This window comes from Clostridium aciditolerans (genome assembly GCF_016316925.1).
GTDB lineage: Bacteria > Bacillota > Clostridia > Clostridiales > Clostridiaceae > Clostridium_AM > Clostridium_AM aciditolerans.
This window is the reverse complement of sequence record NZ_JAEEGB010000006.1, coordinates 93,430-117,920: the sequence shown is the minus strand read 5'-3', so window position 1 is coordinate 117,920 and position 24,491 is coordinate 93,430. Positions and strand designations below refer to the sequence as shown.

At 30.9% G+C, this 24,491-nt stretch carries 16 protein-coding genes, 2 other RNA genes and 1 riboswitch; of the genes, 13 read left to right on the top strand and 5 right to left on the bottom strand.

Annotated elements, in window-relative coordinates:
- Window positions 1-14: 14 nt before the first annotated feature.
- The 3 genes from I6U51_RS06230 (at window position 15) to I6U51_RS06220 (ending at window position 2,827) form a co-directional block, all read left to right on the top strand.
- Window positions 15-662: an MBL fold metallo-hydrolase gene (locus I6U51_RS06230; protein WP_211141817.1), complete on the top strand. Its 648-nt coding sequence runs from the start codon at window positions 15-17 to the stop codon at window positions 660-662.
- A gap of 192 nt (window positions 663-854) precedes the next feature.
- A riboswitch (ZMP/ZTP riboswitch) is annotated at window positions 855-936 on the top strand.
- A 50-nt stretch (window positions 937-986) separates the two neighbouring features.
- Window positions 987-2,162, top strand: a complete 1,176-nt coding sequence (locus I6U51_RS06225; protein WP_211141816.1) for a phosphoribosylaminoimidazolecarboxamide formyltransferase — start codon at window positions 987-989, stop codon at window positions 2,160-2,162.
- Window positions 2,163-2,209: 47 nt separating this feature from the next.
- Window positions 2,210-2,827 carry a HutD/Ves family protein gene (locus I6U51_RS06220; RefSeq protein WP_211141815.1) on the top strand — a complete coding sequence of 206 codons (618 nt, stop codon included), beginning with the start codon at window positions 2,210-2,212 and terminating at the stop codon, window positions 2,825-2,827.
- 85 nt (window positions 2,828-2,912) lie between these two features.
- Here I6U51_RS06220 and I6U51_RS06215 read toward each other — a convergent pair whose 3' ends face one another.
- Window positions 2,913-5,243, bottom strand: coding sequence for a YcdB/YcdC domain-containing protein (locus I6U51_RS06215; protein ID WP_211141814.1), 2,331 nt, complete (start codon window positions 5,241-5,243; stop codon window positions 2,913-2,915).
- A gap of 203 nt (window positions 5,244-5,446) precedes the next feature.
- On the opposite strand from I6U51_RS06215, the gene I6U51_RS06210 reads away from it, so the two are divergent.
- Complete coding sequence (locus I6U51_RS06210; protein ID WP_246517122.1) at window positions 5,447-7,285, top strand: MutS-related protein; 1,839 nt, start codon at window positions 5,447-5,449, stop codon at window positions 7,283-7,285.
- The gene (locus I6U51_RS06205) at window positions 7,272-8,441 is read left to right on the top strand and encodes a hypothetical protein (protein WP_211141812.1); all 1,170 of its coding nucleotides are present in this window, start codon (window positions 7,272-7,274) and stop codon (window positions 8,439-8,441) included. The genes I6U51_RS06210 and I6U51_RS06205 overlap by 14 nt, the downstream gene beginning before the upstream one ends.
- 76 nt (window positions 8,442-8,517) lie before the next feature.
- Here I6U51_RS06205 and I6U51_RS06200 read toward each other — a convergent pair whose 3' ends face one another.
- Window positions 8,518-9,093 (bottom strand): hypothetical protein, encoded by a 576-nt coding sequence (locus I6U51_RS06200; protein WP_211141811.1) that lies wholly within the window; start codon window positions 9,091-9,093, stop codon window positions 8,518-8,520.
- Between the two features lie 173 nt (window positions 9,094-9,266).
- On the opposite strand from I6U51_RS06200, the gene I6U51_RS06195 reads away from it, so the two are divergent.
- Both I6U51_RS06195 and I6U51_RS06190 read left to right on the top strand, forming a co-directional pair.
- A complete protein-coding gene (locus tag I6U51_RS06195; RefSeq protein ID WP_211141810.1) occupies window positions 9,267-9,962 on the top strand; it encodes a response regulator transcription factor in 696 nt (231 codons plus the stop codon).
- Between the two features lie 18 nt (window positions 9,963-9,980).
- Window positions 9,981-11,426, top strand: coding sequence for a HAMP domain-containing sensor histidine kinase (locus tag I6U51_RS06190; RefSeq protein ID WP_211141809.1), 1,446 nt, complete (start codon window positions 9,981-9,983; stop codon window positions 11,424-11,426).
- A gap of 61 nt (window positions 11,427-11,487) precedes the next feature.
- On the opposite strand, the gene ssrS is transcribed toward I6U51_RS06190, so the two are convergent.
- Together ssrS and ffs are read right to left on the bottom strand one after the other, a co-directional pair.
- Window positions 11,488-11,679, bottom strand: a non-coding RNA gene (gene ssrS / locus I6U51_RS06185) — 6S RNA.
- A gap of 13 nt (window positions 11,680-11,692) precedes the next feature.
- An RNA gene (gene ffs, locus I6U51_RS06180) (signal recognition particle sRNA large type) lies at window positions 11,693-11,957 on the bottom strand.
- Window positions 11,958-12,181: 224 nt separating this feature from the next.
- On the opposite strand from ffs, the gene I6U51_RS06175 reads away from it, so the two are divergent.
- The 3 genes from I6U51_RS06175 to I6U51_RS06165 all read left to right on the top strand — a co-directional run bounded on the left by I6U51_RS06175 (window position 12,182) and on the right by I6U51_RS06165 (window position 19,158).
- Entirely contained in the window at window positions 12,182-15,424 is a 3,243-nt protein-coding gene (locus I6U51_RS06175; protein WP_211141808.1) for a DEAD/DEAH box helicase, read from the top strand.
- Between the two features lie 177 nt (window positions 15,425-15,601).
- Window positions 15,602-18,208: an indoleacetate decarboxylase gene (locus I6U51_RS06170; protein WP_211141807.1), complete on the top strand. Its 2,607-nt coding sequence runs from the start codon at window positions 15,602-15,604 to the stop codon at window positions 18,206-18,208.
- 23 nt (window positions 18,209-18,231) lie between these two features.
- Window positions 18,232-19,158: an indoleacetate decarboxylase activase gene (locus I6U51_RS06165; RefSeq protein ID WP_211141806.1), complete on the top strand. Its 927-nt coding sequence runs from the start codon at window positions 18,232-18,234 to the stop codon at window positions 19,156-19,158.
- 87 nt (window positions 19,159-19,245) lie between these two features.
- On the opposite strand, the gene I6U51_RS25035 is transcribed toward I6U51_RS06165, so the two are convergent.
- The gene (locus tag I6U51_RS25035; protein WP_211141996.1) at window positions 19,246-20,082 is read right to left on the bottom strand and encodes a methyl-accepting chemotaxis protein; all 837 of its coding nucleotides are present in this window, start codon (window positions 20,080-20,082) and stop codon (window positions 19,246-19,248) included.
- A 473-nt stretch (window positions 20,083-20,555) separates the two neighbouring features.
- Between I6U51_RS25035 and I6U51_RS06155 the strand changes: the two genes are divergently transcribed.
- The 3 genes from I6U51_RS06155 (at window position 20,556) to I6U51_RS25310 (ending at window position 24,474) form a co-directional block, all read left to right on the top strand.
- The gene (locus tag I6U51_RS06155) at window positions 20,556-21,737 is read left to right on the top strand and encodes a hypothetical protein (protein WP_211141805.1); all 1,182 of its coding nucleotides are present in this window, start codon (window positions 20,556-20,558) and stop codon (window positions 21,735-21,737) included.
- Window positions 21,738-21,799: 62 nt separating this feature from the next.
- Window positions 21,800-21,946, top strand: a complete 147-nt coding sequence (locus I6U51_RS06150) for a hypothetical protein (RefSeq protein ID WP_211141804.1) — start codon at window positions 21,800-21,802, stop codon at window positions 21,944-21,946.
- Between the two features lie 101 nt (window positions 21,947-22,047).
- Window positions 22,048-24,474 (top strand): EAL domain-containing protein, encoded by a 2,427-nt coding sequence (locus tag I6U51_RS25310; protein ID WP_211141803.1) that lies wholly within the window; start codon window positions 22,048-22,050, stop codon window positions 24,472-24,474.
- Window positions 24,475-24,491: the final 17 nt, after the last annotated feature.

Sequence of the window (24,491 nt, the reverse complement as noted above, 5' to 3'; positions counted from 1 at the left end):
AGGAGGGATTTTAAATGAAAATTAAATGGTTTGGACAGTCATGCTTTATGATAACATCTGAAAATGGGGTGAAAATACTGATGGATCCTTATAAAAATGCGTTGGGGTACAAATTGCCGGAAGAAATTGCAGCGGACATAGTAGCAACAAGTCATGATCACAGTGACCATAATCATATAAGTGCAATAAAGAGCAGTTTTGTACACATAAATGGAACCGGTAGGTTTTTAGAACATGGCATAGAAATAAAAGGTGTGGAAACCTTTCACGATAAATTCTCAGGAGTCAAGAAGGGTAAAAATACCATATACAACTTTAAAATTGATGGAATAAATGTTTGTCATTGCGGTGATTTAGGACATACTTTGGATTCAAATCTTGTAAAGGAAATAGGCAATGTAGACATACTGCTTCTTCCTGTTGGCGGTGGATTTACAATAGATGCCTTTGATGCAGTTAATGTAATGAAGCAGTTAAACCCCTCAGTGGTTGTACCTATGCACTACAGAACAAAAGCATTAGGAGTATTGGGTCTCCTATTTGCCAAGGTTGATAAATTTATATCGGCTTCAGGGTTGCAAGCAAAAGAGTATATAGAACTTGAATTAAGTAGTGTAGATATTAAAAGTTATTCAGGCATTGCTGTGCTTAAATATGATTAAGATTTACCTTTGAGTACTGGAAAAGCTAATAGCATACTCTTAACTTATAACTCTATAAGGTCTACGTTACAACTGTTACGCTGAAGCATATCATATTGTATCTTCTGTAATTGAAATGTTATCAATATCTAGAAAGCCTTTTATTATTGACTACACTATATCTATAAGATATACTTAAATAAAAAAGAATAAAAACGATCATGTAACTGGCGGAAATGGAGTTTACCATAGGGAGCATGATTGAAGAAGAATATCGACCGCCTGGGTAAATATAAATTTATCCAGGCGGTTTTTTGTTTTAATTTATTTTTAGGAGGTATTTTTATGAAAGATTTAGAAATTGTACTTAAGTATGGATGTAATCCTCATCAAAAGCCAGCGAGAGTTTATACAAAAGGTGAAAAATTACCTTTTAAGATTCTAAACGGAAATCCAGGTTACATCAATTTTATGGATGCTTTTAACTCATGGCAGTTAGCAAAGGAGTTAAAACAAGCAACGAAACTGCCAGCAGCAGCATCTTTTAAACATGTAAGTCCAGCAGGCGCTGCAGTGGGGATTCCTTTAAGTGACGCGTTGAAAAAATCATATTTTGTCCAGGATATAGAGTTAACTCCTGTTGCTGCTGCTTATGCAAGAGCAAGGGGGGCAGATAGAATGTCTTCCTTTGGTGATTGGGCTGCAATAAGTGATGTTGTTGATTTACCTACTGCCACAATTTTAAGTAGATCTGTTTCAGATGGAATAATTGCAGCAGGATATACATATGAAGCTCTAGAGCTTTTGAAGAAGAAAAAGAAAGGTAACTATTGTATAATAGAAATGGACTGGGATTATGAACCAGAAGAAATAGAAACAAGAGAGATTTATGGAATAACCTTTGAGCAGAGAAGAAATGATATCTTAGCAAATAAAGATATGCTTAATAATATAGTAACTAATAATAAAAATATTACAGAGGAAGCAAAACGAGATTTGCTTATTTCAATGATTACGTTAAAGTATACTCAGTCTAATTCTGTTTGTTTTGTATTAGACGGACAAGTAATTGGTGTTGGTGCAGGGCAGCAGTCTCGTATACATTGCACAAGACTGGCTGGGTCAAAGGCAGATATATGGTACTTAAGACAACATCCGTCTGTACTTAATCTACCTTTTAAAGAAGGCATTTCAACCCCAGAGAGAGACAATGCTATAGACCAATATCTTAGAGATGATATTACTCCAATGGAAATGAAAGAATGGGGCAATGTATTTAAAGAAATACCTAATAGATTGACAAAGGAAGAAAAAGCAGAATGGTTATCCAATTTAACTGGAGTTTCATTGGGGTCAGATGCATTTTTCCCATTTAGAGATAACATTGACAGAGCAGCTCAAAGTGGAGTAAAATACATTGTTCAACCTGGTGGATCAGTAAGAGACGATATAGTAATAGATGCATGTAATGAATATGATATTGCTATGGTTTATTCTGGATTGAGGCTATTCCATCATTAAAATTGTAACTATTAAATTACTATAAAACATTAACAGGGGGATGTTATATGGAAACTAAAATTGACTTAATAAGAAAAAATGAATTTCAAACAAGTATGTGGTCTGGGGGAACCACAACAGAACTTTTAATATATCCTGAGAAAGCAAAGTATAGTGAGAGAAATTTTAAATGGAGACTTAGTTCAGCAAAGGTTGAAGTAAATGAATCAGACTTTACGAACCTGCCTGGTATTTCAAGAATTATTATGATTATCGATGGAAAATTAACCCTTGAACATAAAGGCCACCATAAAGCAGTACTTGGCACCTTTGAGCAGGATAGTTTTATGGGAGATTGGGAAACTAAGAGCTTTGGTAAGGTGACAGACTTTAATCTGATGATGAATGAGGGCTGCATTGGGAAATTACAAGCATTATCTTTTAAATCTGAAGATAGGATTAAAATTTTGTTAAATGAGAGCAGTGAAGAGTCAAATCAGATTACAGATGTCTTTTATATTGTACAAGGCAGTATTCAAATAACTGAACAAGAAAAAACATTTGAGGCTAATGAAGGAGAATTACTCTCTGTTACAAGGGAGAGTAGTGAAAGTAAATGTGAACTCAATATCTATAACAAAGGAGATAAGGAAGCAAAAATAATAAGAGCAACAACCTTTTATTAAATAAATTATACTGTAAAATAATAGCGAATAGAAACACGTTGTAGATCATACAACGTGTTTTAAAGTTTAAGTTTCTATTATTTTATTAATATCCATTACTTCTTAAGCTGTTTAAAGCTCTATATACATTAACTGCCAAATCTGATATTGTTATTTGATTTTTTGGTCTAAACTTATTATCAGTATCATTAGTAAGTCCAAGCCCCTTTGATATAGCTACATAACCTGTATTTGCAGGAGTTATATCACTAGCGTCGCTATATGAGAGGGTAAAAATTCCTTTTGATTGTGCAAGCTTATCATACCCTAGGAGTTTTACCAAAGCTTTGATAGCTTCCTCTCTTGTAACTTTTTCATTTGCATTAAAGTCTCCTGAATTATCAAGCATTCCATATGAAACTGCCATTTGTAAATACTTATATGTTTCATCATTTTTTGAACCACTATAATTTATTTTAAGGTCTGGTGATTTTTCTAACATATAAGGCCTATAACCTTTTGCATTGACAAGAATCTTTACCAGGTCAGCTCTGGTGATTTGCTTATTTAAATCAAAATCTTTAGTGTCAATTATTCCTAATGAGGCTAAAATGCTAAGTTCTTTTTCTACAGGGCTTCCCTTAATTTTTGATTTAAATGCTTCAAAATTATTATCAATTTCCTGCCCATTGTAATCTATAAACTTACCTTTAAAAGCATCTATGCCATTAAGTTGTCTGTACTGTAATCCATCTAGTACACTATATACTAATTTAACTCCAAGCTCTGAATTTTTTGGGTCTTTGCTTGCATTAAAAAGTGTGTATTGAAGTTGAGGCTTATAGGTATTAAAGAATATATTCTGTGCATCTGATTTACTTATAACTCCATTAGCTGAAGGTGCATTTAAATCCTGAGTCCATCTGCTGTCAATATTAGCTATTTCACCTGTTGATGAGTTAAAGTTTACACTAATAGAATCATCCTGATAGGATAATCCATTTACTAATCTATTAAAATTAAATCCATATAATCTATCAAACTGAGGGACATTATTATAATACTCTGTACGCTGTATATATGTTTGCTTAGTATCAATATCTTTAACCTTATCTGGGAAGTATTTTTTTACTATATCTATAGACTTACTATATGCTTGTTCCCAAGTAATTTTTGGTTTGGAACTATCGTTATTTGAGCCAAATTTATCAACGGGATTAAATCTATTTATGGATACTAGCTGTCCTGTTGAAGAGTCTATAGTTATCTGTCCTTGATCTGCAAAATCGTTATTTGCACCTTTTTTTGTGAAATGACTTGACCAGCATGCAAGCACTGATCCATATATGCCATTGTTATCTTGATAGCTTGTTGCCTGAATATCATAGCCATCTCCATATATTTCTTTAATCAATGATTTCATTATTGTTTCAGCAGCATTGCTAGTTAGCTCCTTGTCCAACTTTTGCACTGGTTTATAGCTTCCTATAAAAGATTTTTTCTGATTTTCATCTAAATCTGTTACTTTTTTATCCAGTGGACTGGTATTATTATAATCTAGCGCTTTACCTTCTTTTGCATCAATGTTAACTCCGCTTGACATATCAGGCATATAGGCAACCTTAGTAGTTTTTGTTTTTGTATCATATCCATATTCATCTCTGTAAGGCACATATTTAAGATCTAAATTTAAGTTATCTTTAAATATTTGATCTGCTTTTTCTTGTGATATAACCCCATCTTGTGAAGGAAGCTGATAGTCACTCCATCTAAACCCATAAGAACGTATTTTACCTGTAATACTGTCCACAGTTACGTTCAAAAAGTTTCCTGAGAAAGGAATACTATTAACTATTCTACAGTAGTTAAAATTATATGATGTTGGATCTCCCTTCCATCCATAACTCATAGAATCATTTTTTATCAACTTGCATTGTGAAAATTCTTGTGGGTTTATTTTATTTAGAAATTTTACTGCTACTTCTTTTGCTTGATCTTCTGTTAAAGTTGCAATTCCAGGAGATTGTCCACGCAAAGATGTCATGATGTCTACATTAGTAACTTTACCGCTTATAGCATCTACGGAAACATTAACGCTCACATCTTTTTCTTGATCATGGGAATTCCAGTTAATCTGCCAACTATAGTTTTTACTATTAGTACCAAATTGATAATCAGGTGTGAAATTCACATTGGTTTGATATTTTGTGTCATCAATACTAAATTCAAAATAATCTTTTAGAATTTTTTTAGCAATAACTTTTGCTTCATCTTTTGATATTTTAGAATTGCTTTCGCTTATGGCACTTACTGTTGTGGTATTAGATGCAGATGTAATGGACGATATTTTATTCGTTTCCTGTGCATAAACCGGTGATACAAGGCTAAGAGAAATTAGAGCAGTTAGAATAATAGCGTACGTTTTTTTACTTGTCATAGTTATCCCCCTTTTTATATTTTATAAGTAGAAATTATTGGTATTTTATTAGACGATACAAAATTGCAAAGCGCTCCCGATTGAGGTAAAATTTTCATTATATATGTATTATATATGATAAACTAGACACATAGATTACAAATATGTTACATTATGGATATATAATTAGGAATATTTTGTACAAAAGAGGAGGGAGAGTTAATTTGAATGCTATAGAATCTAGATATATAAAGAGAAAAACTATCTATGAAAATTTATTAAAAAAGCAAGTACATTCAATTAATTTTATATCTGCTTTAAGGCTTATAGTTTTTATTGCCGCTGCAGGTTTAGTGATTTTTTCGTATATGATTAAAAAGTACTATTTTATCATTATAATACTAATTGGATTCGCCATATTGTTTTTAATTTTACTCAATAAACACAGTAGAATTAGATATAATAAAAAATGTTCAACATTGATGTGTAAAATAAATGAGAGTTCTTTAAAACGTCTGAAAGGGGAATGGAAATCCTTTGAAGATGATGGATCAGACTTTTTAAAGGATGACCATAATTATTCAAAGGATTTAGATATTTTTGGAAAAGGATCACTTTTTCAATACATTAACACTGCTAGTACTTATTTAGGAAGAGAAAAGATAAAGTACATGTTAACAGCTCCAAATTACAATATAGAAGAAATATATGATAGACAGGAGGCTGTAAAAGAGCTTTCGGATAATCTTGGGTGGAGACAGAGATTTATGGCCGAGGGAAAGATAGCTACAGAGGAAAAGAAAAATCCAGAACTATTATTTAAATGGGGAAAAGAGAAAAATAATTTGTTTTCTAGCAGAAAGTTTATCCTTATGACATATAGTCTACCGATTATTACAATAGGAGTTATTTTATTATATTTTTTATCACATAGTATACCATATTATTTTCCACTTATATGTATGGGAGTTCAGACAATTATAATTAAGTTTAACTCTGAAAAAAGTAGTAAAATATTAGATGCAGTTTATAAATATAAAAAAGATATAGAAGTATATAATAGAATGTTAAATCTCATAGAGAAAAAAAGATTTAAAGATAGATATTTAGTAAAATTAAAGAAAAATCTTACCGGGGAAAATAAAATAACTGCAACAAAGCAAATTAACGAGTTGTCAAAATTGGTGAATCTAATTTCAGATAGAGCTAATTTTTTTTACCAAATAATAAATATTGTAACTTTTTGGGAATATCACTGTTTAATTAGATTAGAACGCTGGAAAAAAGAATCTGGTGAATGTATAGAACAATGGCTAAATGTTATTGCAGAACTTGAAGCTTTATCTAGCTTAGCTATAATTAAGCATGACTATCCAGAATGGGTAATGCCAGAAATAAATAATTCCTCTCTAATATTAGAGGCTAAAAATATAGGGCATCCACTAATAACTAAAAATCGCGTGTGTAATAATCTTAAAATAGATAAAACCGAAAGAATTCTACTTATAACTGGTTCTAATATGTCCGGTAAGAGTACATTGCTTAGAACTACAGGAATTAACTTAGTTCTAGCCTATGCAGGCGCACCGGTTTGTGCTGAGACCTTTTGTTGCTCTGTAATGAATATCTATACCTGCATGAGAATAAGTGATAACTTAGAAGAAAATATATCATCTTTTTATGCAGAGCTTTTAAGAATAAGAAAGCTTATAGATGCTACAAAAGAAAAAGAATCAGTTTTTTTCTTACTGGATGAGATTTTTAGGGGAACAAATTCTAAAGATAGACATACAGGCGCAAAGGTCTTAATAGAAAAATTAAGTAATGAAAATGCTTTGGGAATGGTGTCAACTCATGATCTTGAACTAGCTGATATAGAAGAGAAAAATAAGAAAGTTAAGAATTACCACTTTAGAGAGCATTATAAAAATAATGAAATACATTTTGACTATAAATTACGTTCAGGAGTTTCTACAACTAGAAATGCTATATACTTAATGAGAATGGCAGGCATTGATATAGACAATAGTAATATAGGTAGTAAAGATTATGAAACATATTGAAGAAGAGTTAAAAAAAATAAAGGTTATAGATAGGGACGATATTATAAAGTTTAAAAATTATATATATAAAAAGTACCCTAAAAACACAGCTGTAAAAAATGCAAAAATACTTTCAGATACAATTCATCAGGTTATATATACTAAATTAGATGGCATACCGGAAGACTTTAAGTCATCCATTAAAATTATTACTTTAAAAAATACTCTTGGAAGCAGCAAAAACTTAATTACTCTTTATGACATTTTTGATTCTTGTGTAATTGATGAAAATTTAAGAACTAACTTTACAGGAGAACTAATAAGCTGGGTTAATGTACATAGTGACACTAAAATTGAAATGGATGAGGCTCAGCTTTATTTACAATTTAAGTATGATAAAGAGGTAAACTCAAATACATTGCTAAAAGAGGACATGCATATTGAAAGTAAAGAGATGCCTTCTAACAGTGTTATAGAAGTTGAGAATGAAAGAATACCATTCAATAGTGTTATGTCACTAAATAACTCATGTAGCAGTAATTTTAAATCTACTTTACAAAATGTTTTAAGTTACTTAAATGGTTTAAATTTTCGCAGCTATATAGTAATACTGGCTATTTGTATATTTAGTATATCTTTGAGTAAAGGATTGGTTTTAAAAATAAAAAAAGCTGAATACAAAAGTGAAAATTATATTTTTCAAACTGATAAAGCTATAGAAGTCTCTACTATTCATCCTAATATTCACATGCCTACATATATGAGATATAAAAAAGTAAATGAGGAAAAATTGAAAAACTTTTTAAATAAACGTAATTCCCTTTTAGTTAAAGAGCCCTATTTTTCCACTATACTTTCTGTATCAAAAGAATTTAATTTAAATCCTATTGTACTTTTTTCTGTAGCAGGGCAAGAACAGAGTTTTGTTCCTAAAGATACTACTAATGCTTCTAAAATAGCAAATAATCCATATAATGTGTTTCATAGTTGGCAAGAATATAACACTGACATAAAGGACTCCTCAAGTATAGTTGCTAGAACATTGATTGACTTGTCTAAAAATACTCCTGAAAATACAGATCCATTTCTATGGATAGGTAAGAAATACGCAGAGGACAGTAAGTGGGGGAGTGGTGTTAGATCTATATTTGAAGAATTAAGTAACTACGTAAATTAAAAATACAAGAGCTCAAATTTTGTGTATATAAAATTTGAGCTCTCTATTTTGCTAATGATTTGTAATATGACTTTATTTATGATGTTTTAACATTAGAGGATACTGTCTGAAGTAAGTTTATTAACGTATCCATATCTGCACTTAATTTTTTTAATCCATCTACTCTTGTATTTTGAATAGAAATAACATTGTCTAGTTGTGCTTCAGCATCTTGAAAGTTTCTATTTTTAACATCGGTCTTTATTGTTTGAAAATCTTTTGTTACAGCTCCCTTAGTGGATGATAATGCAGATGTCTCATCCTTTATGGTTTGCAATTGAGTCTTTACTTTAGATAAATCATCATCTGTTAATTTCTTTTTGTTTTGCTTTATACCTTTAGTTAAAGTTTTTATAGTAGCTCTTTTTTCAGATACTTCTTTTCTTAAAGAAGCAATTGTCTGGTGATTTTGTTTTATTGTATCTTTTTTAGGTGTTATAGTAGCTTTGTATTGTTGCCATTCTTGTCTGTTAGCAATTTTCTGTTGCTTTGTTAATCCATTTCCTAAGTTATTTGCGCTGCTAGCTGTTCCTTCAGCGTTAACAGATATTGCAGGCACAAAAAGAGAAGCAGTAATCAAAGCTGAAACAATTTTAAACTTTAAATTTTTCATTTTTACATCTCCTTATTTTAAATTATTTATAAATTAAGTTTAACATCTTAGTTTGGGATAAATCTCCGATAGACTGTGGCAGAATTGTGGCAGAGATACTTCAAATATGGGATAAATAATTTATGAGTGATATAATAAAAATAATTGTTGAGTAAGCTAAAGGTGGTGCTGACATGGAAAAAAAGCTTATATACATTGCAGACGATGAAATAAAAATACAGGAATTAATAAAAATGTTTCTTGAAAAAGAGGGCTATGATGTACAGGTTTTTTCAGATGGAGAAACACTTCTGAAAGCTTTTATGAAAAGACCTTCAGATATGCTGATTTTAGACATTATGATGCCTCAGCTTGATGGACTAACCTTATGCTCTGAAATTAGGAAAGAAAGTAATGTACCAATTATTATAATATCGGCAAAAGATAGTGAATCAGATAAAATAGCTGGGCTCATGCTTGGAAGTGATGATTATATGACAAAACCTTTCAGTCCTGTAGAGTTAGTTCTGAGAGTAAAAAGTATATTTAGACGGATGGAATTTGAGAAGGTACCAAAAGTGAATCAGGCAGATATAACTGTTTCTGACATAACCATTCATATTGAAGGTAGATATGCAGTTTGTAATGGACAGGATTTAAAGCTTACACCAATGGAATTTAACCTCTTATTGTATCTTGCTAAAAATGTGAATAGAGGGATATCTCGTGAAGAACTTTTAAATAAGGTGTGGGGATTTGATAGTGAGGTGGATACTAGAGCAACAGACGATATGATAAAAAGAATTCGCAAAAAGATTGCAGGCACGGGATCTTCACTAAAAATAGAGACTTTATGGGGATTTGGATTTAAAATATCGGATCAAAGTTAACATGAAAGGAATATATCCATGAAACCTTCTAAAATAACAATAAAGAAAAGAATTTTTTTTTCACATATAGCAATAATTTTGATTTCTTTGATTTTAACTGCAGCAGTGTTTGATGCATGTCTTAGAATTTTTGTTAGGACACAGACTAAAAAGCAGCTTATAATTGCAGGAGATATTGTTAAAAAATCAATGTCTGAGGATTTGCAGGATCTAAATATTATAATACAAGGTAAAAATAATAAAGAACTTATAAAAAGTATGTTAGAAATTAATAAAACTTTGAGAAAGACTCAATCTTTTTTAGATATTAACTATGCCATATTTGGAAAAAATAAAAATATAATTTACCCTTTAAAAGAAAGCAACCAGGAGTATTTATTGTTACAAAACAGCTTACTTCCTATGATAAACAAGAAAAAATTGATAACATCTGAAACAAAGAAGAATAATGTGTTTTATTTTAATGCATCAGGAAAAAGATATGCAGCTACAATATATCCATTGGAATCTTCAAATAACTTGAAAGAGGGTTATTTATTGATTTATTCTGATCTTGATAAAAGCAGCAAGCTTACAACTATTGTTAATATAATGCTCTTATCGATAATGGTTATTGCGGCAATTATTGCGCTGATAATATCAAATAATGTATCTGAAAAGATATCACGACCTATTTCTCAACTTAGTAAATATGCAAATAAAATTGGTGAAAGAAAATATGACATGGAGCCTATAAAATACAATGATGATGAGATAGGACAGCTGGCAGAAACCATGTATTCTATGACGCAGAAGCTTTCTGCCTATGATAGCACTATGAAAACATTTATGCAAAATGCTTCACATGAACTACGTACCCCCCTTATGTCAATACAAGGATATGCTGAAGGTATAAAGTACGGTGTGGTAGATGATCAGAATAAAGCTGTTGATATTGTAATAGAAGAAAGTAAAAGACTATCACAATTAGTAGAAGACTTGCTGTACTTATCTAAAATAGATGCTTTGCAGGAAGAAATGAACTTTGAGAGAATAAACACAGAAGATATGATAAGGAGTAGCATTGAAAGAGTAAGTGGAATTGCAGTTAAAAAGGAAAAGGTAATCAATTTTTCATACAATGAAAATAATATAATGCTTTTAGGGGATGAAGAAAAACTTATAAGAGCAATAATTAATATTCTTGGAAACTCACTAAGATATTCTAAAAAATATATAGATGTAACGTTAAAAAAGGAAGGTTCAAAAATAATTATATTATTAGAAGATGATGGTCCAGGTTTCGATGAAAAGGACATAGCAAATATATTTGATAGATTCTATAAAGGAAAGCAGGGCAACTATGGACTTGGTTTAGCCATAACAAAAAGTATTATTGAAAAGCATAATGGAAGTATTGTTGCAGAAAACTGTGTTAAAGGTGGAGCATGTTTTAAAATAACTCTTCCAGGTGGAAGCGATTAAAATTTAAATATTAATTTAAAAAGCCAATGCTAAACTTTAGCATTGGCTTAAATTTTACAAATTTAAATCCAAAATACCGGTACTCTCATTTTGACACCTATCTCTCGATAGGGGGGTGTCCTCACAGATGTATCTATCGCCCTCAATGCCGTAAAAAGGACTCATAAGAAGGTACATATCCTCATCTAAATATTAGACTCCCAAGGTTCTAATGTAGGTTCAAAATAAGAGCTAACGAATATCTCAGAAATTATGGTCTATGTAGATCGTGCACCTTCTGTCGGCAATAATCTACCAGCGTTTCTTACCTAGTTAGCTCAAATCAGGTTGCTCCACGGCACACAAAAGGATTCACTTACCGCTGCTTCCTTCCGGATCTGACGGAGTTTATGAACTTCTGTTGCATGGGACCCAATTCTCAACACCACTTGAGTAAGACTGTCCTAACAGCTTAAAGCCTAAAGAAGGAATTCAATCCTGCTGTAGCGGATTGCAGGTTACAGGGCACCGCTAGCTCCCCATTTAGCACGAATAGTTATTCATTAAAAGTAGTTACTATCTTTCGCTGAGAATATAATAACACATATAAACTAGCAAAACAAGTGTTCAATGCATAGTAAGTTATTCCTGCTTTGGATGTAGCTCGGATTGCCACAGGATGAAGAAGTAGTTGTGAAGCTTAAACTCTGATTTATATTTCATTTTATGATATAATTAGAGGATTGGAAATTTCAAGTTGTTAAGGAGAAGGAACGTTGAAAGAAGATATATTATTACAAATATTTAATGAAGAAACTAGTGGTAAAAATTATGCTAATGGGCAAAGAGTTTTTAACAATGATTTAGTATCTTCTATAGATATCATTGATGAAGATAAATTGATTTGTATAAATGGTAATGTAATTTCGGAAAATCTCTTTAATGAATATAACACAAAAATTGAGATGGATGCAGAAAAAAAGAGCATTTTTTCTACATATTGCAGCTGTTTAGATTACGAAAAGAATGAGTTTAAAAAAAGGAATTATTGCTGTAAGCATTTAGTGGCAACTTTTTATAAAGCATTAGAAGAGTTAGTTAATCATCCCCTTTTGATGGAGGAGGTTATTCATGATAAAGGTATATTTAAAAGTAAAAATAGCCTATTACATATGCTCTTAGGAGATGATGAAAATAAAGATGAAATAAAAATTGAGGTTTATATAAATAAAAATGAGTGGAGTCATAACATTACTGCTGAATTTAAAATAGGACTTAAGTCTATGAGTTCCAGCAATCTTTATATTTTAAAAGATATTAATCAGTTTTTGGTAGCTCTTTATAATAATATTTCTATAAGTTATGGTAAAAACTTTAGTTTTAATATAAAAAGTCAAAGGTTAAGCACAAAGGATAAAAGACTAATCAATTATATTGAGACTTTAAAAGAGATAAAGGGAAATAATAAAACTGTTTACAGAAGTGAGGATAGCATTGTAGATGGGAAATATATAAATATACCTAAATGTTTGGTTAGAGAATTTTTTGAGATTATAAAAAATCATAGAGTTTATTTAAATGAAGGGTTCTTTTATAGACCTGTAGAAACTGAAATTTTAAATCAAACTCCACCGATAGAGTTTGATTTAAAAATCATAAAGGGAGAATATGTTCTTAAAGCTCTAGGGGGAATGCCACAAGCTTTAGGATGTAACAATAATATTTTCGTATATGGTACATCTGTATATATTCCAGACTACGAATTTTGTTATAAGATAAGTCCATATCTTCAAATATTTAATGAAGCCAAGGTAGTAACTATGGAAGCTACTGAAGAAGAAACTATACTCAGAAAGTTAATCCCGGAACTTAACAGGTTGTCGCCTATAGTTACTCTGTCTAAATCTATAAAGGAAAAAGTGGTAATTGATAAGTGTCACTTCAATTTTTATTTTGATAAAGAAGATGAAGATATTACACTTACGGTAAAAGTTGTGTATGGAGCTTTTGAATTTAATATTTTTGAAGATTGCAGAGAAAAAATTATATACAGAGATTCTAGAAAAGAATCACAGGTGATTCAAATTCTTAGAACCTTAGGGTTTGAAGAAATAAATGGTAGGTTTTATCTGTTAATGGGAGATGACTACATATTTAGATTTTTTAAAAGTGAAATAAATAAGCTTCAAGAGATGGGAGAAGTTTATTATTCTGAAAATTTTAGAGGTATAAAGTCCATAGGTTCAAAAGGAATTAGTGGAGGCATTAAATCTAGTAAATATGATTACTTTGAAATGAATTTTAAAATAGGCAATATTAGTCCTGAAGAGACTGCTGATATATTAAGGTCCTTTAGAGATAATCTTAAATACTATAAACTTAAAAATGGTGAATATATAGATCTAGAAGAATTAGAACTTAATAGGTTTCTAAAGCTTTTAGACATAGTTTCATCAAAGGATATAGATGATAATTGTATTCAAATCCCATCAAATAAGGGTGTTTTTTTGCACAATTATTTAGAGGATAACGGTATTAGATTTATAAAAGGCAAAAGAGAGTTAAAGAAAATAAAAGATAAATTTAAAGATATAGAAAATTTAAGTTTTAAGGAACCAGAAGATTTGAAGGGGACTTTAAGAGCATATCAAAAAGTAGGGTATAATTGGTTTAAAACCTTAGAGTATCTGGGATTTGGCGGAATTTTAGGTGATGAGATGGGTCTCGGCAAAACTCTTCAAACTATTACTTTTATATTGTCTAATAAGGGAAGTAAATCACTAATTGTAGCTCCTACGTCACTAACATACAATTGGATAGGTGAATTTGAAAAGTTTGCACCTAAGCTAAAGGTAGCAGCTATTAATGGAACAAAGGAAGATAGAGAAGAAATAATTAAGAAAATAGATGATTATGATGTTTTTATAACAACTTATAATTTATTAAAAAGAGATTTAGAAAGTTATAGCTCTATTGAATTTGATTATTGTATATTAGACGAAGCTCAAAATATAAAAAATCCAAACTCTCAAAATGCCATAGCTGTTAAAAAAATAAAGGCAAAGAGAAGATTTGCATTATCAGGAACACCAGTGGAAAATTCTCTTATGGAGTTATGGTCTATATTCGACTTTATAATGCCAGGATATCTATATGACGAAAAGAGATTTAGTGTAAGGTATCATAAAAAACTCAGAGAAAGTCCAGAAGTTTTAGAGGATTTAAATAGATTAATAAAACCATTTATTCTCAGAAGAAAAAAAAGAGACGTTATAAAGGAATTGCCTGATAAGATAGAGAAAACAATAGTGGTGAATTTGGAGGATGAGCAAAAGAAAGTCTATAAAACTTATGCTAACTACGCAGTTGAACTTATTCAAAAGAAGGTAAAGGATTATGAGTTTCAAAATAGTAAAATAGAGATACTTTCTTATATAACAAAACTAAGACAGTTGTGTTTAGATCCAACGGTATTAATGAAAGATTATAGCGGTGGTAGTGGAAAAATAGAAGCATTAGTTGAACTTATTAATAAGAGCATAGAAGAAGGGCATAGAGCATTGATATTTTCTCAATTCACATCTGTTCTTAAGAATATTGGGAAAAGAATTAATGCTGAAGGAATATCTTTTAATTACCTAGATGGTTCAATACCTTCAGAAAAAAGAATGAATATGGTTAAAGCTTTTAATGATGGAGAAAACTCAGTATTTCTGATAAGCTTGAAGGCTGGGGGAACGGGATTGAATTTAACCTCTGCAGACCTAGTAATTCATTTTGACCCTTGGTGGAACCCAGCGGTGGAAGAGCAAGCCACAGATAGAGCTCATAGAATAGGTCAAAAGAATGTTGTAGAAGTTATAAAAATTATAGCTAAAGACACTATAGAGGAAAAAATACTATTACTTCAAGAAGAAAAGAAAAAGCTTATATCAGGAATTTTGGGAGATGAATTGGCTAGTGGCGATAACTTTGCTGCTTTGACTGAGGAAGAAATACTTGGATTGTTTGAAATGTAAGGAGCTGATAATAAATTCAGCTCCTATTTATTTTTATAATACTCCAAGGTAAAACAATATAAATTACATAATAAATATAAAAAATTACATAATTAACATTTTAGTATAAAATATTACATTTTGTATGGTATAATAGATTGTACAGAAAATTTAACTACATTCAAGGGGGAATTAAAGGTGATTGATTTTGAAAATTTAAAAACATTAAAATGGCCACCAACTAATGAAGAGCAAAAACAAGAGGGATATGTTTCAAGAGAAGTATTAGAAGAACCTACAACAGAGAGAGGTAGAATAATAAGAAATAGATTACTAGAAGCTAGGTGTATGCTTGATCCAGAATTTAGTATATTTTATACAGAAGAATGGAAGAGATCAGAAGGTGAACCACTTCTTATTCGTAGAGCAAGAGCATATAAGTATGCTATTGAAAATATAACACCAGCAATACAACCATATGAGCTTATTACTATGCAAAAAACTAGATATATGAGAGGTGCACCAGTATATCTACAATATAGTCAAAAATTTTATTCACATATGATTGGAAAGGCTGAAAACTCAGGTGATGAGGTTTATGATGTTGGAGTAGGAGGAGGCCGCAGTCATAAAGAAAGCAAAGGGTTAATTGAAATGGGTACCTTTGCAATGAAAGAAGAAGATGCAGAGCCTCTAATTGAATCCTGTAAGTTTTGGGAAGGCAAATGTATTGAAGATGAGTCGGACAAGTTCTTAAAAGAAACTATGCCTGAATACGATGACCTTGATAATGCATTTAAAACTGTAATATTTCCTCCAAGCGTTATATCAATTATGGAAGGAAGATGGATACCAGCCTATGATATGATTGTTGAGAGAGGACTAGAGGATATTATACAGGAATGTAAGGAAAAAATTAAAAATACTGTTCCTACTAGTAGAGAAGTTGCCGAAAAGGTTTTATTTTGGAGAGCAACTATATTAGCTTGTGAAGGTGTTATAAATTGGACTAAAAATTATGCTGACAAGGCAGAAGAAATGGCAGCTGAAGAGAAAGATGAACAAAGAAAAAATGAACTATTAAAGATGGTTGAGACTCTAAGATGGGTTCCAGCAAAACCAGCAAGAACCTTCTATGAAGGACTACAGGCAGCTTGGATAGGCCATATAGCTATTGCATTAGATGGTCCAATAGTAGGACTTTCTCCTGGACGTTGGGGACAACTTTTATATCCACTATATAAGAAGGATATAGAAGAAGGAAGATTAACTAGAGAAGAAGCTGTAGAGCTTATGGAACTTATGAGAGTAAAATTCTCTAGTGAAGAATATGTATCTCCAAGAAGCTGGGAAGCTTTAGCTTCAGGAAACCTATTCCAGCACATGATAGTTGGAGGAGTCACAAGAGATGGAAAATGTGCAGACAACGAGTTAGAAGAAATAATACTTGAAGCAGGCTGCAGCATGCAGACTATTCAGCCTACTTTAGGTGTAATGGTAAATTCTAAAACAACTGATAAATTATTAATGAAAGCTGCACAAACTACAAAAACTGGTGCAGGATATCCTGCTTGGTTTAATAATGAAGCTTGTATTCAACATTTATTACAAAACCACAGAGATGAGAATATAACTATTGAAGATGCTAGAGATGTAGGAATGGGTGGTTGTGTTGAAATGCAAATGCAGGGAACATGCCATGGTATATGCCATCCAGGCTTCTTTAATGAGGTTAAGTGCTTAGAAATAGTTTTAAATGATGGAGTAGATCCAAGAACAGGAATACGCTGCACTGAGCCTTTAGGAGACATCAACAGCTATGAAGATTTATGGAATGCATGGTGCAAAGTAGAAGATAGATTCTTAAGAGTTTATATGCGTTACTGGAACTATGTTATGGCAGTACATAGAGAGACAAACCCACTTGTTATTGGTTCTGTATTCGTTAAAGACTGTGTTAAAAATGGTAAACCATTAGATTCTAATGGAGCTCGTTACAACAAGTCAGTAACACTATTAAATTCAGGTATGGTGAATGTTGCAAACAGTTTAGCTGCTATTAAACAATTAGTATTTGAAAATAAAAAATATACAATAGAAGAGATAAGACATGCATTAAAAGAAAACTTTGGTTTTGAAAGAGCAGATAAGGTTGGTAATTTCTCAATGCTTGAACAAAAGCGTATCAGTGGTGGTTTTGAAAGAATACATAGAGATTTATTAAACGCACCTAAATATGGAAATGATGATGATTATGTAGATTCAATATTTGTTGAGTGTTGGGAGCATTATAATGAAGTATGTTTATCAGAGACAACATACTTAGGACTTCCATGGATACCTGCTGGTTTATCAATATCAGCTCATGGACCTTTTGGACGTGTATGTGGTGCTACACCAGATGGAAAAGTAGCTGGCGTTAGCTTAACTGATGGAGTTCTTTCAGCTACACCAGGAACAGATGTTAACGGACCAATAGCATTATTCCAATCAGGAATTAAGCTAGATTCTGTTAAAATGAGAAGTGTTCAACTTAATATGAAGATACATCCTAATGCAGTTAGAGGAGTAGAAGGCTCTCATAACCTTGTTGATTTAGTTAAATCTTATTTCCATCAGGGAGGATATCATATACAATTCAATATAGTTGACTCTGATATGCTTCGTGATGCTCAATTGCACCCTGAAAAATATCGTGACTTAATTGTCAGAGTAGCAGGTTTTAGCGCTTACTGGGTAGAGCTTTCCAAACCAATACAGGATGAGATAATAGCAAGAACAGAGTATAATGCTACAAGTATATAGAATTAAGAAAGAGAGCATAAATTATGGGAGATTCAAGGAGTTCAGGTATAGTATTTGATATACAAAGCTTATCCTTTCATGATGGACCTGGTATAAGAACTCTTATATTTCTAAAAGGATGTCCACTAAAATGTTTATGGTGTGCTAATCCAGAAGGACAAAAGATACTGCCGGAGATCCGATATCATAAGATGAATTGTACAGGTTGTATGGAATGTTCAAAAGCTTGTACAAACAATGCTATTACTTTAAAAAATAATGAAGACACTAAAGCTAGTATAGACATAAATAAAGAAAAGTGCATTACATGCAGTGAATTAAAATGTATAGATATGTGTTTGAATGATGCACTAAAGCCTACTGGAAAGACCATGACTGTAGAGCAAGTTATGAAAGTTATAAAAAGAGATAGCCCTTATTACAAAAGAAATGGCGGAGTAACACTTTCAGGAGGAGATCCTACCTATCAACCGGAATTTGCAGTTAATATTTTAAAAGCCTGCAAGGAAGAATATATAAATACTGCTGTTGAAAGTGCAATGTTTACTAGCGCTGAGATAGTCAATAAGTTTATACCTGTTACAGATCTTTTTCTAACAGATATAAAACATATGGATGAAGATAAACATAAAAAGCTTACAGGAGTTAGTAACAAGCCAATTTTAAATAATATTTCAATAATATCAAAGCATAAGCCTGTAGTAATTAGAGTACCTATAATACCAGGTTTAAATGATGATAAAGAAAATATTATAAGTATAAGTAGATTCTGCGTTGAAAATAATATAGATAGAATAAATCTTCTACCTTATCACAAATTAGGTGTAGCAAAATATGAACAATTAGGATTAACATATGATATTTCCGATGTAAATTCACCAGATAAGGAGAAAATGGAGTTGTTAAAGGAGTCAGTAGAGTCTTTAGGGGTTAAATGTATCATAGGATAGTTAGTAGATTTATATTGCTTAACTAAAGAATTATGCTAATAACAAAATATAAAAAGAAGCCTCTTTTGAAGGGGGCTTCTTTTTATATTATTTGATCAGTATTTCTAACTCTTTAGTGACTTGCAATAAAACATCTGATAGAGCTCTTAGTTCCTGGATAGAAGCGCTTATTTCCTCAGAAGAAGCAGCCTGTGTTTGGGTTGTTGAGGTGTTCTTTTCTATCATATTCATGATAAAATTTATAGAAGTCTGCATGCCAGTGAGCCCTTGTTCTATCTGGGTTACAGCATTTTTGCTATTTACAGCAAGCTTTCGTATTTCTCCAGCTACTACTTGAAAACCTCTTCCTTCTTGTCCAGCTCTTGAAGCTTCTATTGCTGCATTAAGGCCTAAGAGATTAGTTTGGTTAGCTATATTTCTTATGAAATCTGTAATTTTAGAAGTCTCATCCACGTTTTTTCTTGTCACCTGAGCTGAAGATACCATTTCTTCCTGTGAGGAAGCTATATTTTGTGCATTTGTAGTTATGTCATTGATGCCTGTTGAGATTTGCTCGATAGAGCTTGCCAAACTATCAACAACATTGCTTAGTTGCTCGTATATTTTTACTTTACTATCTAAGCTCCAACCAACTCCTGCGGCACCCACTATTCGTTTATTTTCATCAAATAAAGGTATAGTAATGGCTTTAAATGGAGTACCTAATAATTCCTTTGGAACAATAACTCTTAAAGTTTTTTTAGATTGGATAACTTCATATAGCCCATCCCCAGCTCTTAATGGTAACCCCTCATGGCCTGCGTTAACGGTTTTTCCAGCTTTATAATATACTATTTTCTCTAAATCTGATACTACAAGCATTGCATCTTCATCTTGAAACATATCCTCAAGAACTGTAATAACATTTAACATAGAATCTAACATATTCAAATCTTTATCCCCCTTAATCTGAAATTAAATAGCATATTTAATAACATTTAACATCATATATAAGTATTCTAACAAAAAATGCTAAAATATGAAAGTTTTTATTGAAAAATTTCTAATATTTCTGTAAAAAGGTATAGAAAGTTGTAGATAATGACATAAGAATCGTAAAAATGTTAACTTTGATGATGAAAATATAGATAAAGATAAAAAAGATGTATTGGAATATGTAAAGAAAAAAATGATGAAAAGGTTAGTTCAGTATAACAATATTTTAAAAGAATCTAAGCTTAACTGAAAGTTTATGATAATAGTTGATTTAAGTATATGTAAGAAAAAGAGAAAAAATCAAAATAAATTCATATAAAAGAGTAAGATTGTAAAAACTTATTAAAAGGTATAAAAAACCCTATTGAATAATATTGCCAACCATGGTATAATTAACTCATAATTTTAATGGGGGTGCAATAATGAAAAGCTTAAAAAAACTAGTTTTAATTGGAGCTGTGGTAGCAATGTCCACTTCTCTTTTTACAGGGTGCAGTTATGAGGGAAAAACTCTTTCTGATGCTTTTAGCAAAACACAAAAAATTACTAGCTCAGAAAGTAAAACAGAGATTGGATTGCGATTTGCCGCAGAAAATTTATCAGCCGAAGAGCAGCAGCAGGCAAGTAAAGTTATTCCAATGATTAATGGTTCAAAAATGACTATTAATACCAAGGCAAATCAAGACAAAGATGGTAAGGTTGGAAAAATGCAGGCAGATGTGGCAATGCAACTAGGAACAATGCCATTAAACATGGGAGTTTGGGCTGATGTAAATATGGCAGATGGTAAAAATGAATTTAAAGAGATTATCAAAGTACCAGCTGCTGAAGCACAAAAGATGGGTGGAAAGCAGTATATTGTATTAGATAACTCAATGATGGGTAAAACAAATAATGCAAGTATGGATTTAGCTAAAGCAAGTGAAGATATGCAGAATAAATTCTCAAAAATGATTCTTAGCAGTATGGCAAGTTTTGATCCAGGCTTTAAAATTATTACAGAAACAGGATATACATATATGAATCTCCAAGATGGAAGAAAGCTAGTTCGTACTTTCCAAGTTAAATTAAATGATAAGCAGTTCAAAGATTTAATAAAATATACTTCAAATAACTTAATAAATAACAAGGATGCTAAAGGATTATTAAAGGATTATTTAACTACAGTTACAAAATTGTCTGCTTCAAGCGCGGAAGAAGCAAAAGCTAATCAAGCATCAATAGATAAAGCTTTTTCAGACTTTGACAAAGGATTACCACAGTTTACAGCACAGATGAACAAAATATTAAATGCTTTTGATGGAGTAACTCTTGTGGGAGATAAAGGAATCGTAATTGAGTATGCAGTTGATGGAGATGGATATGTTGTAAATGAAAAAGGTAATATAGACTTAGTATTTGACTCAGCAAAGTTCATACCAACAGTTGAAAAGTTAAGTGGTACAAGTACACAAAATAAACTTACTGGTGTATATAAATTAGGAATTGATTTTAACACAAGTACTTTTAATATAAATAAAAATGTTGAAATAAAATTCCCAGAGATTAACAGCGAAAACTCTACAAATTTTCAAGATTTAATCAGTGAATCTAAAGTTAAATAAAAATGTAAAACTCCTTGCTGATTGTTTATAGCAAGGAGTTTTTAATTTTTTGCTCACATCATTTGAGGGAAAGTCATTCATTTATTAATGAACGTAAAAGTGAAGACATTGATACAAATGAAATGCCGTATTATGAAGGGGACAAGAAGTACGTAGATGAATTTGATGAAGATGATACTTTCATATGCTTAATATGGATAATAATTTAAAGACAATATGGACATGTTCTTATAAATATTTTAAACTAAAATATGTAAAAGAAATTTTTGGATTTTTAAATATATATTTTATTTTATAAATGGAGGGTATCGTGAAAAATAAGACTATATTATTTCTTATCTCATCTGTCATATTTGCGACGATAACGCTTGCTACTTTAATTATTTTTAACATAGAAAGCGAAATTGGTAATGTAACTGCAAAACAAAAAAAAGATGCTCTTTTTCATGCAAATGAGCAAATTAGAGAGCTTGACATGATCTTATATGGAATGAATGATGAATTTTTAGAACTTGAAAAGAGCAGCATAAATAATATTGAGCAGTGGTTTGTACAAAATAAACAAAATCCTTTAGATGTAGAGGACGAAGCCTTAAAAAAACTTGCCAAAAGCTTGCCGATTTCAGACATATACATCATTAATAAGGAGGGGAAAGTAGTACATACTAGCTTTGAACTAGATAAGGGAATAAATTTAATTAGTAAAACTAGTTATATGAAAAATTACCTATCACAAATATATGGCACAGGAAAAATATATAACCAAGGGATAGGGTTTTCTATGAATAATGGAAAATTAAATAGATATACTTACTATAGTCCTTTGAAAAGTGATTATATTATAGAGATATCTGTTGATGTAAAGGAATATGTAAGAAAAAAATATGATTCCAGCTACTATAATTTTTTATTTAAAGATTTATTTCAGTTTCCAAAGTCTTTAGAAAAAGGTGAAATAAGTATAGAAATTTATAGTAATAATGGAAGAGGCACCTGGGCTTTATCAGATGAAGGAAAGCAACTAGATTTGACAAAAGAAGAATTCAAGCAATTAAAGAATAATAATGAACTTATTAAAAGTAAAGATGGATTTACATATGGATATTATCAACTAAATACGCCATGGAAAAGCTTTAATTCTTCACAAAAGTTTTATGTAGAAATGATATATGATTTTGCCGCACTTGAAAGAATAAAAAAACAGACAATAATAAGTTCAATAAAAATTGCTTTAGTTATAATAGCTATTTTCTATTTTCTTATTTGGAGATTTCTAAATAATTTTATTATGAAAAAAGTAGAAAAAATTAATAGTGGACTTTTGAAAATTTCCAAAGGAGACTATTCACAAGATATTAAAATTGCAGGCAAGGATGAGTTTGCACAAATTGCATCAAATATAAACATCATGAAAGATCGTATTAAAGATAGAGAAACTAAAATTAGCACAATGGCATATTACGACAGCATAACTGGGTTGCCAAATAAAGAGTTATTAAAAGAAGAGATAGATGAAAGAATATATATGCGTGAATGTAAAGGTATTTCTTCAATGATAATTTTGCAAATACATAATTTTAAGCAAATTACAGACATTGTAGGGCATATTGCAGGAGAAGAAATAATATTAAGTATAGCTGCTTTTTTAAAGTCCAAATGGAAAACTGCATTTATATCCTGTAAAAGTGATAATGAATTTGCTATACTAGAGGATTTCTTGGATTTTCAGCATATGAATGAGAAAATAAAGGATTTAATGAATGATCTTCAGAAAGAAAGATTTATTCTAAGTAAAAGTTTAAAGACCATTTTTAATGCTGGCATTGTAATATATCCAGAACATGGAACTACAAGTGAGGAAATATTAAAAAATGGAGATCTTGTACTTCACCATATCAAAAACAAAGGATGCAATGAATACATGTATTATTCTAAAGAAATGGAAAAAACTTTAATTGATCGATTAGTTAGGGAAAAGGAACTAAAAGAAGCTTTAATAAAAGACGAAATTAAAGTAGTATATCAGCCTAAGATTGATACAAGAACGGGCAAAATTAGCAGTGCAGAAGCTCTTGTAAGATGGGAAAAACAAGATGGAGAAAAGATATTCCCAGATGAATTTATTCCACTAGCTGAAGAAACTGGATTTATTATTGATATTGGAAATTATGTATTAGAAAAATCTTGTATGCAGCTAAAGGAATGGTATGAAAGAGGGCTATCAAACTTAAAGGTCAGCGTAAATCTTTCAGTAGTTCAATTCCAACAAAAAAATCTTATAGATGTGATAAAAAAGATAATACAAGAAACAAAATTAGAACCTAACCTATTGGAGCTAGAGATTACAGAATCATTATTAATGGAGGATATATCCGAATGCAATAGAATATTGAAAGGAATAAGAGAGTGTGGAATCAGCATTGCTCTTGATGACTTTGGAAAAGGGTATTCTTCGCTGAATTATTTAAAAAGTTTACAGATTGATGTTTTAAAAATAGATAAAGCATTTGTAGATAACATTGTAAATTTAGAGGACAAACAGGTTATTATTGATGCCTTAATTCGAATGGCACATGGGCTAAACATTTCCGTTGTTGCTGAAGGAGTAGAAACTTCTATTCAGGCAGAGTATTTAAAAAATCAAAAATGTGATGAACTACAAGGATACTTTTTTAGTAAGCCTATAGATTCAGAGACTTTCGAAAAACTACTGACCGATGATATAAAGTTTTGGTAAAAGCATAATAAACAAAA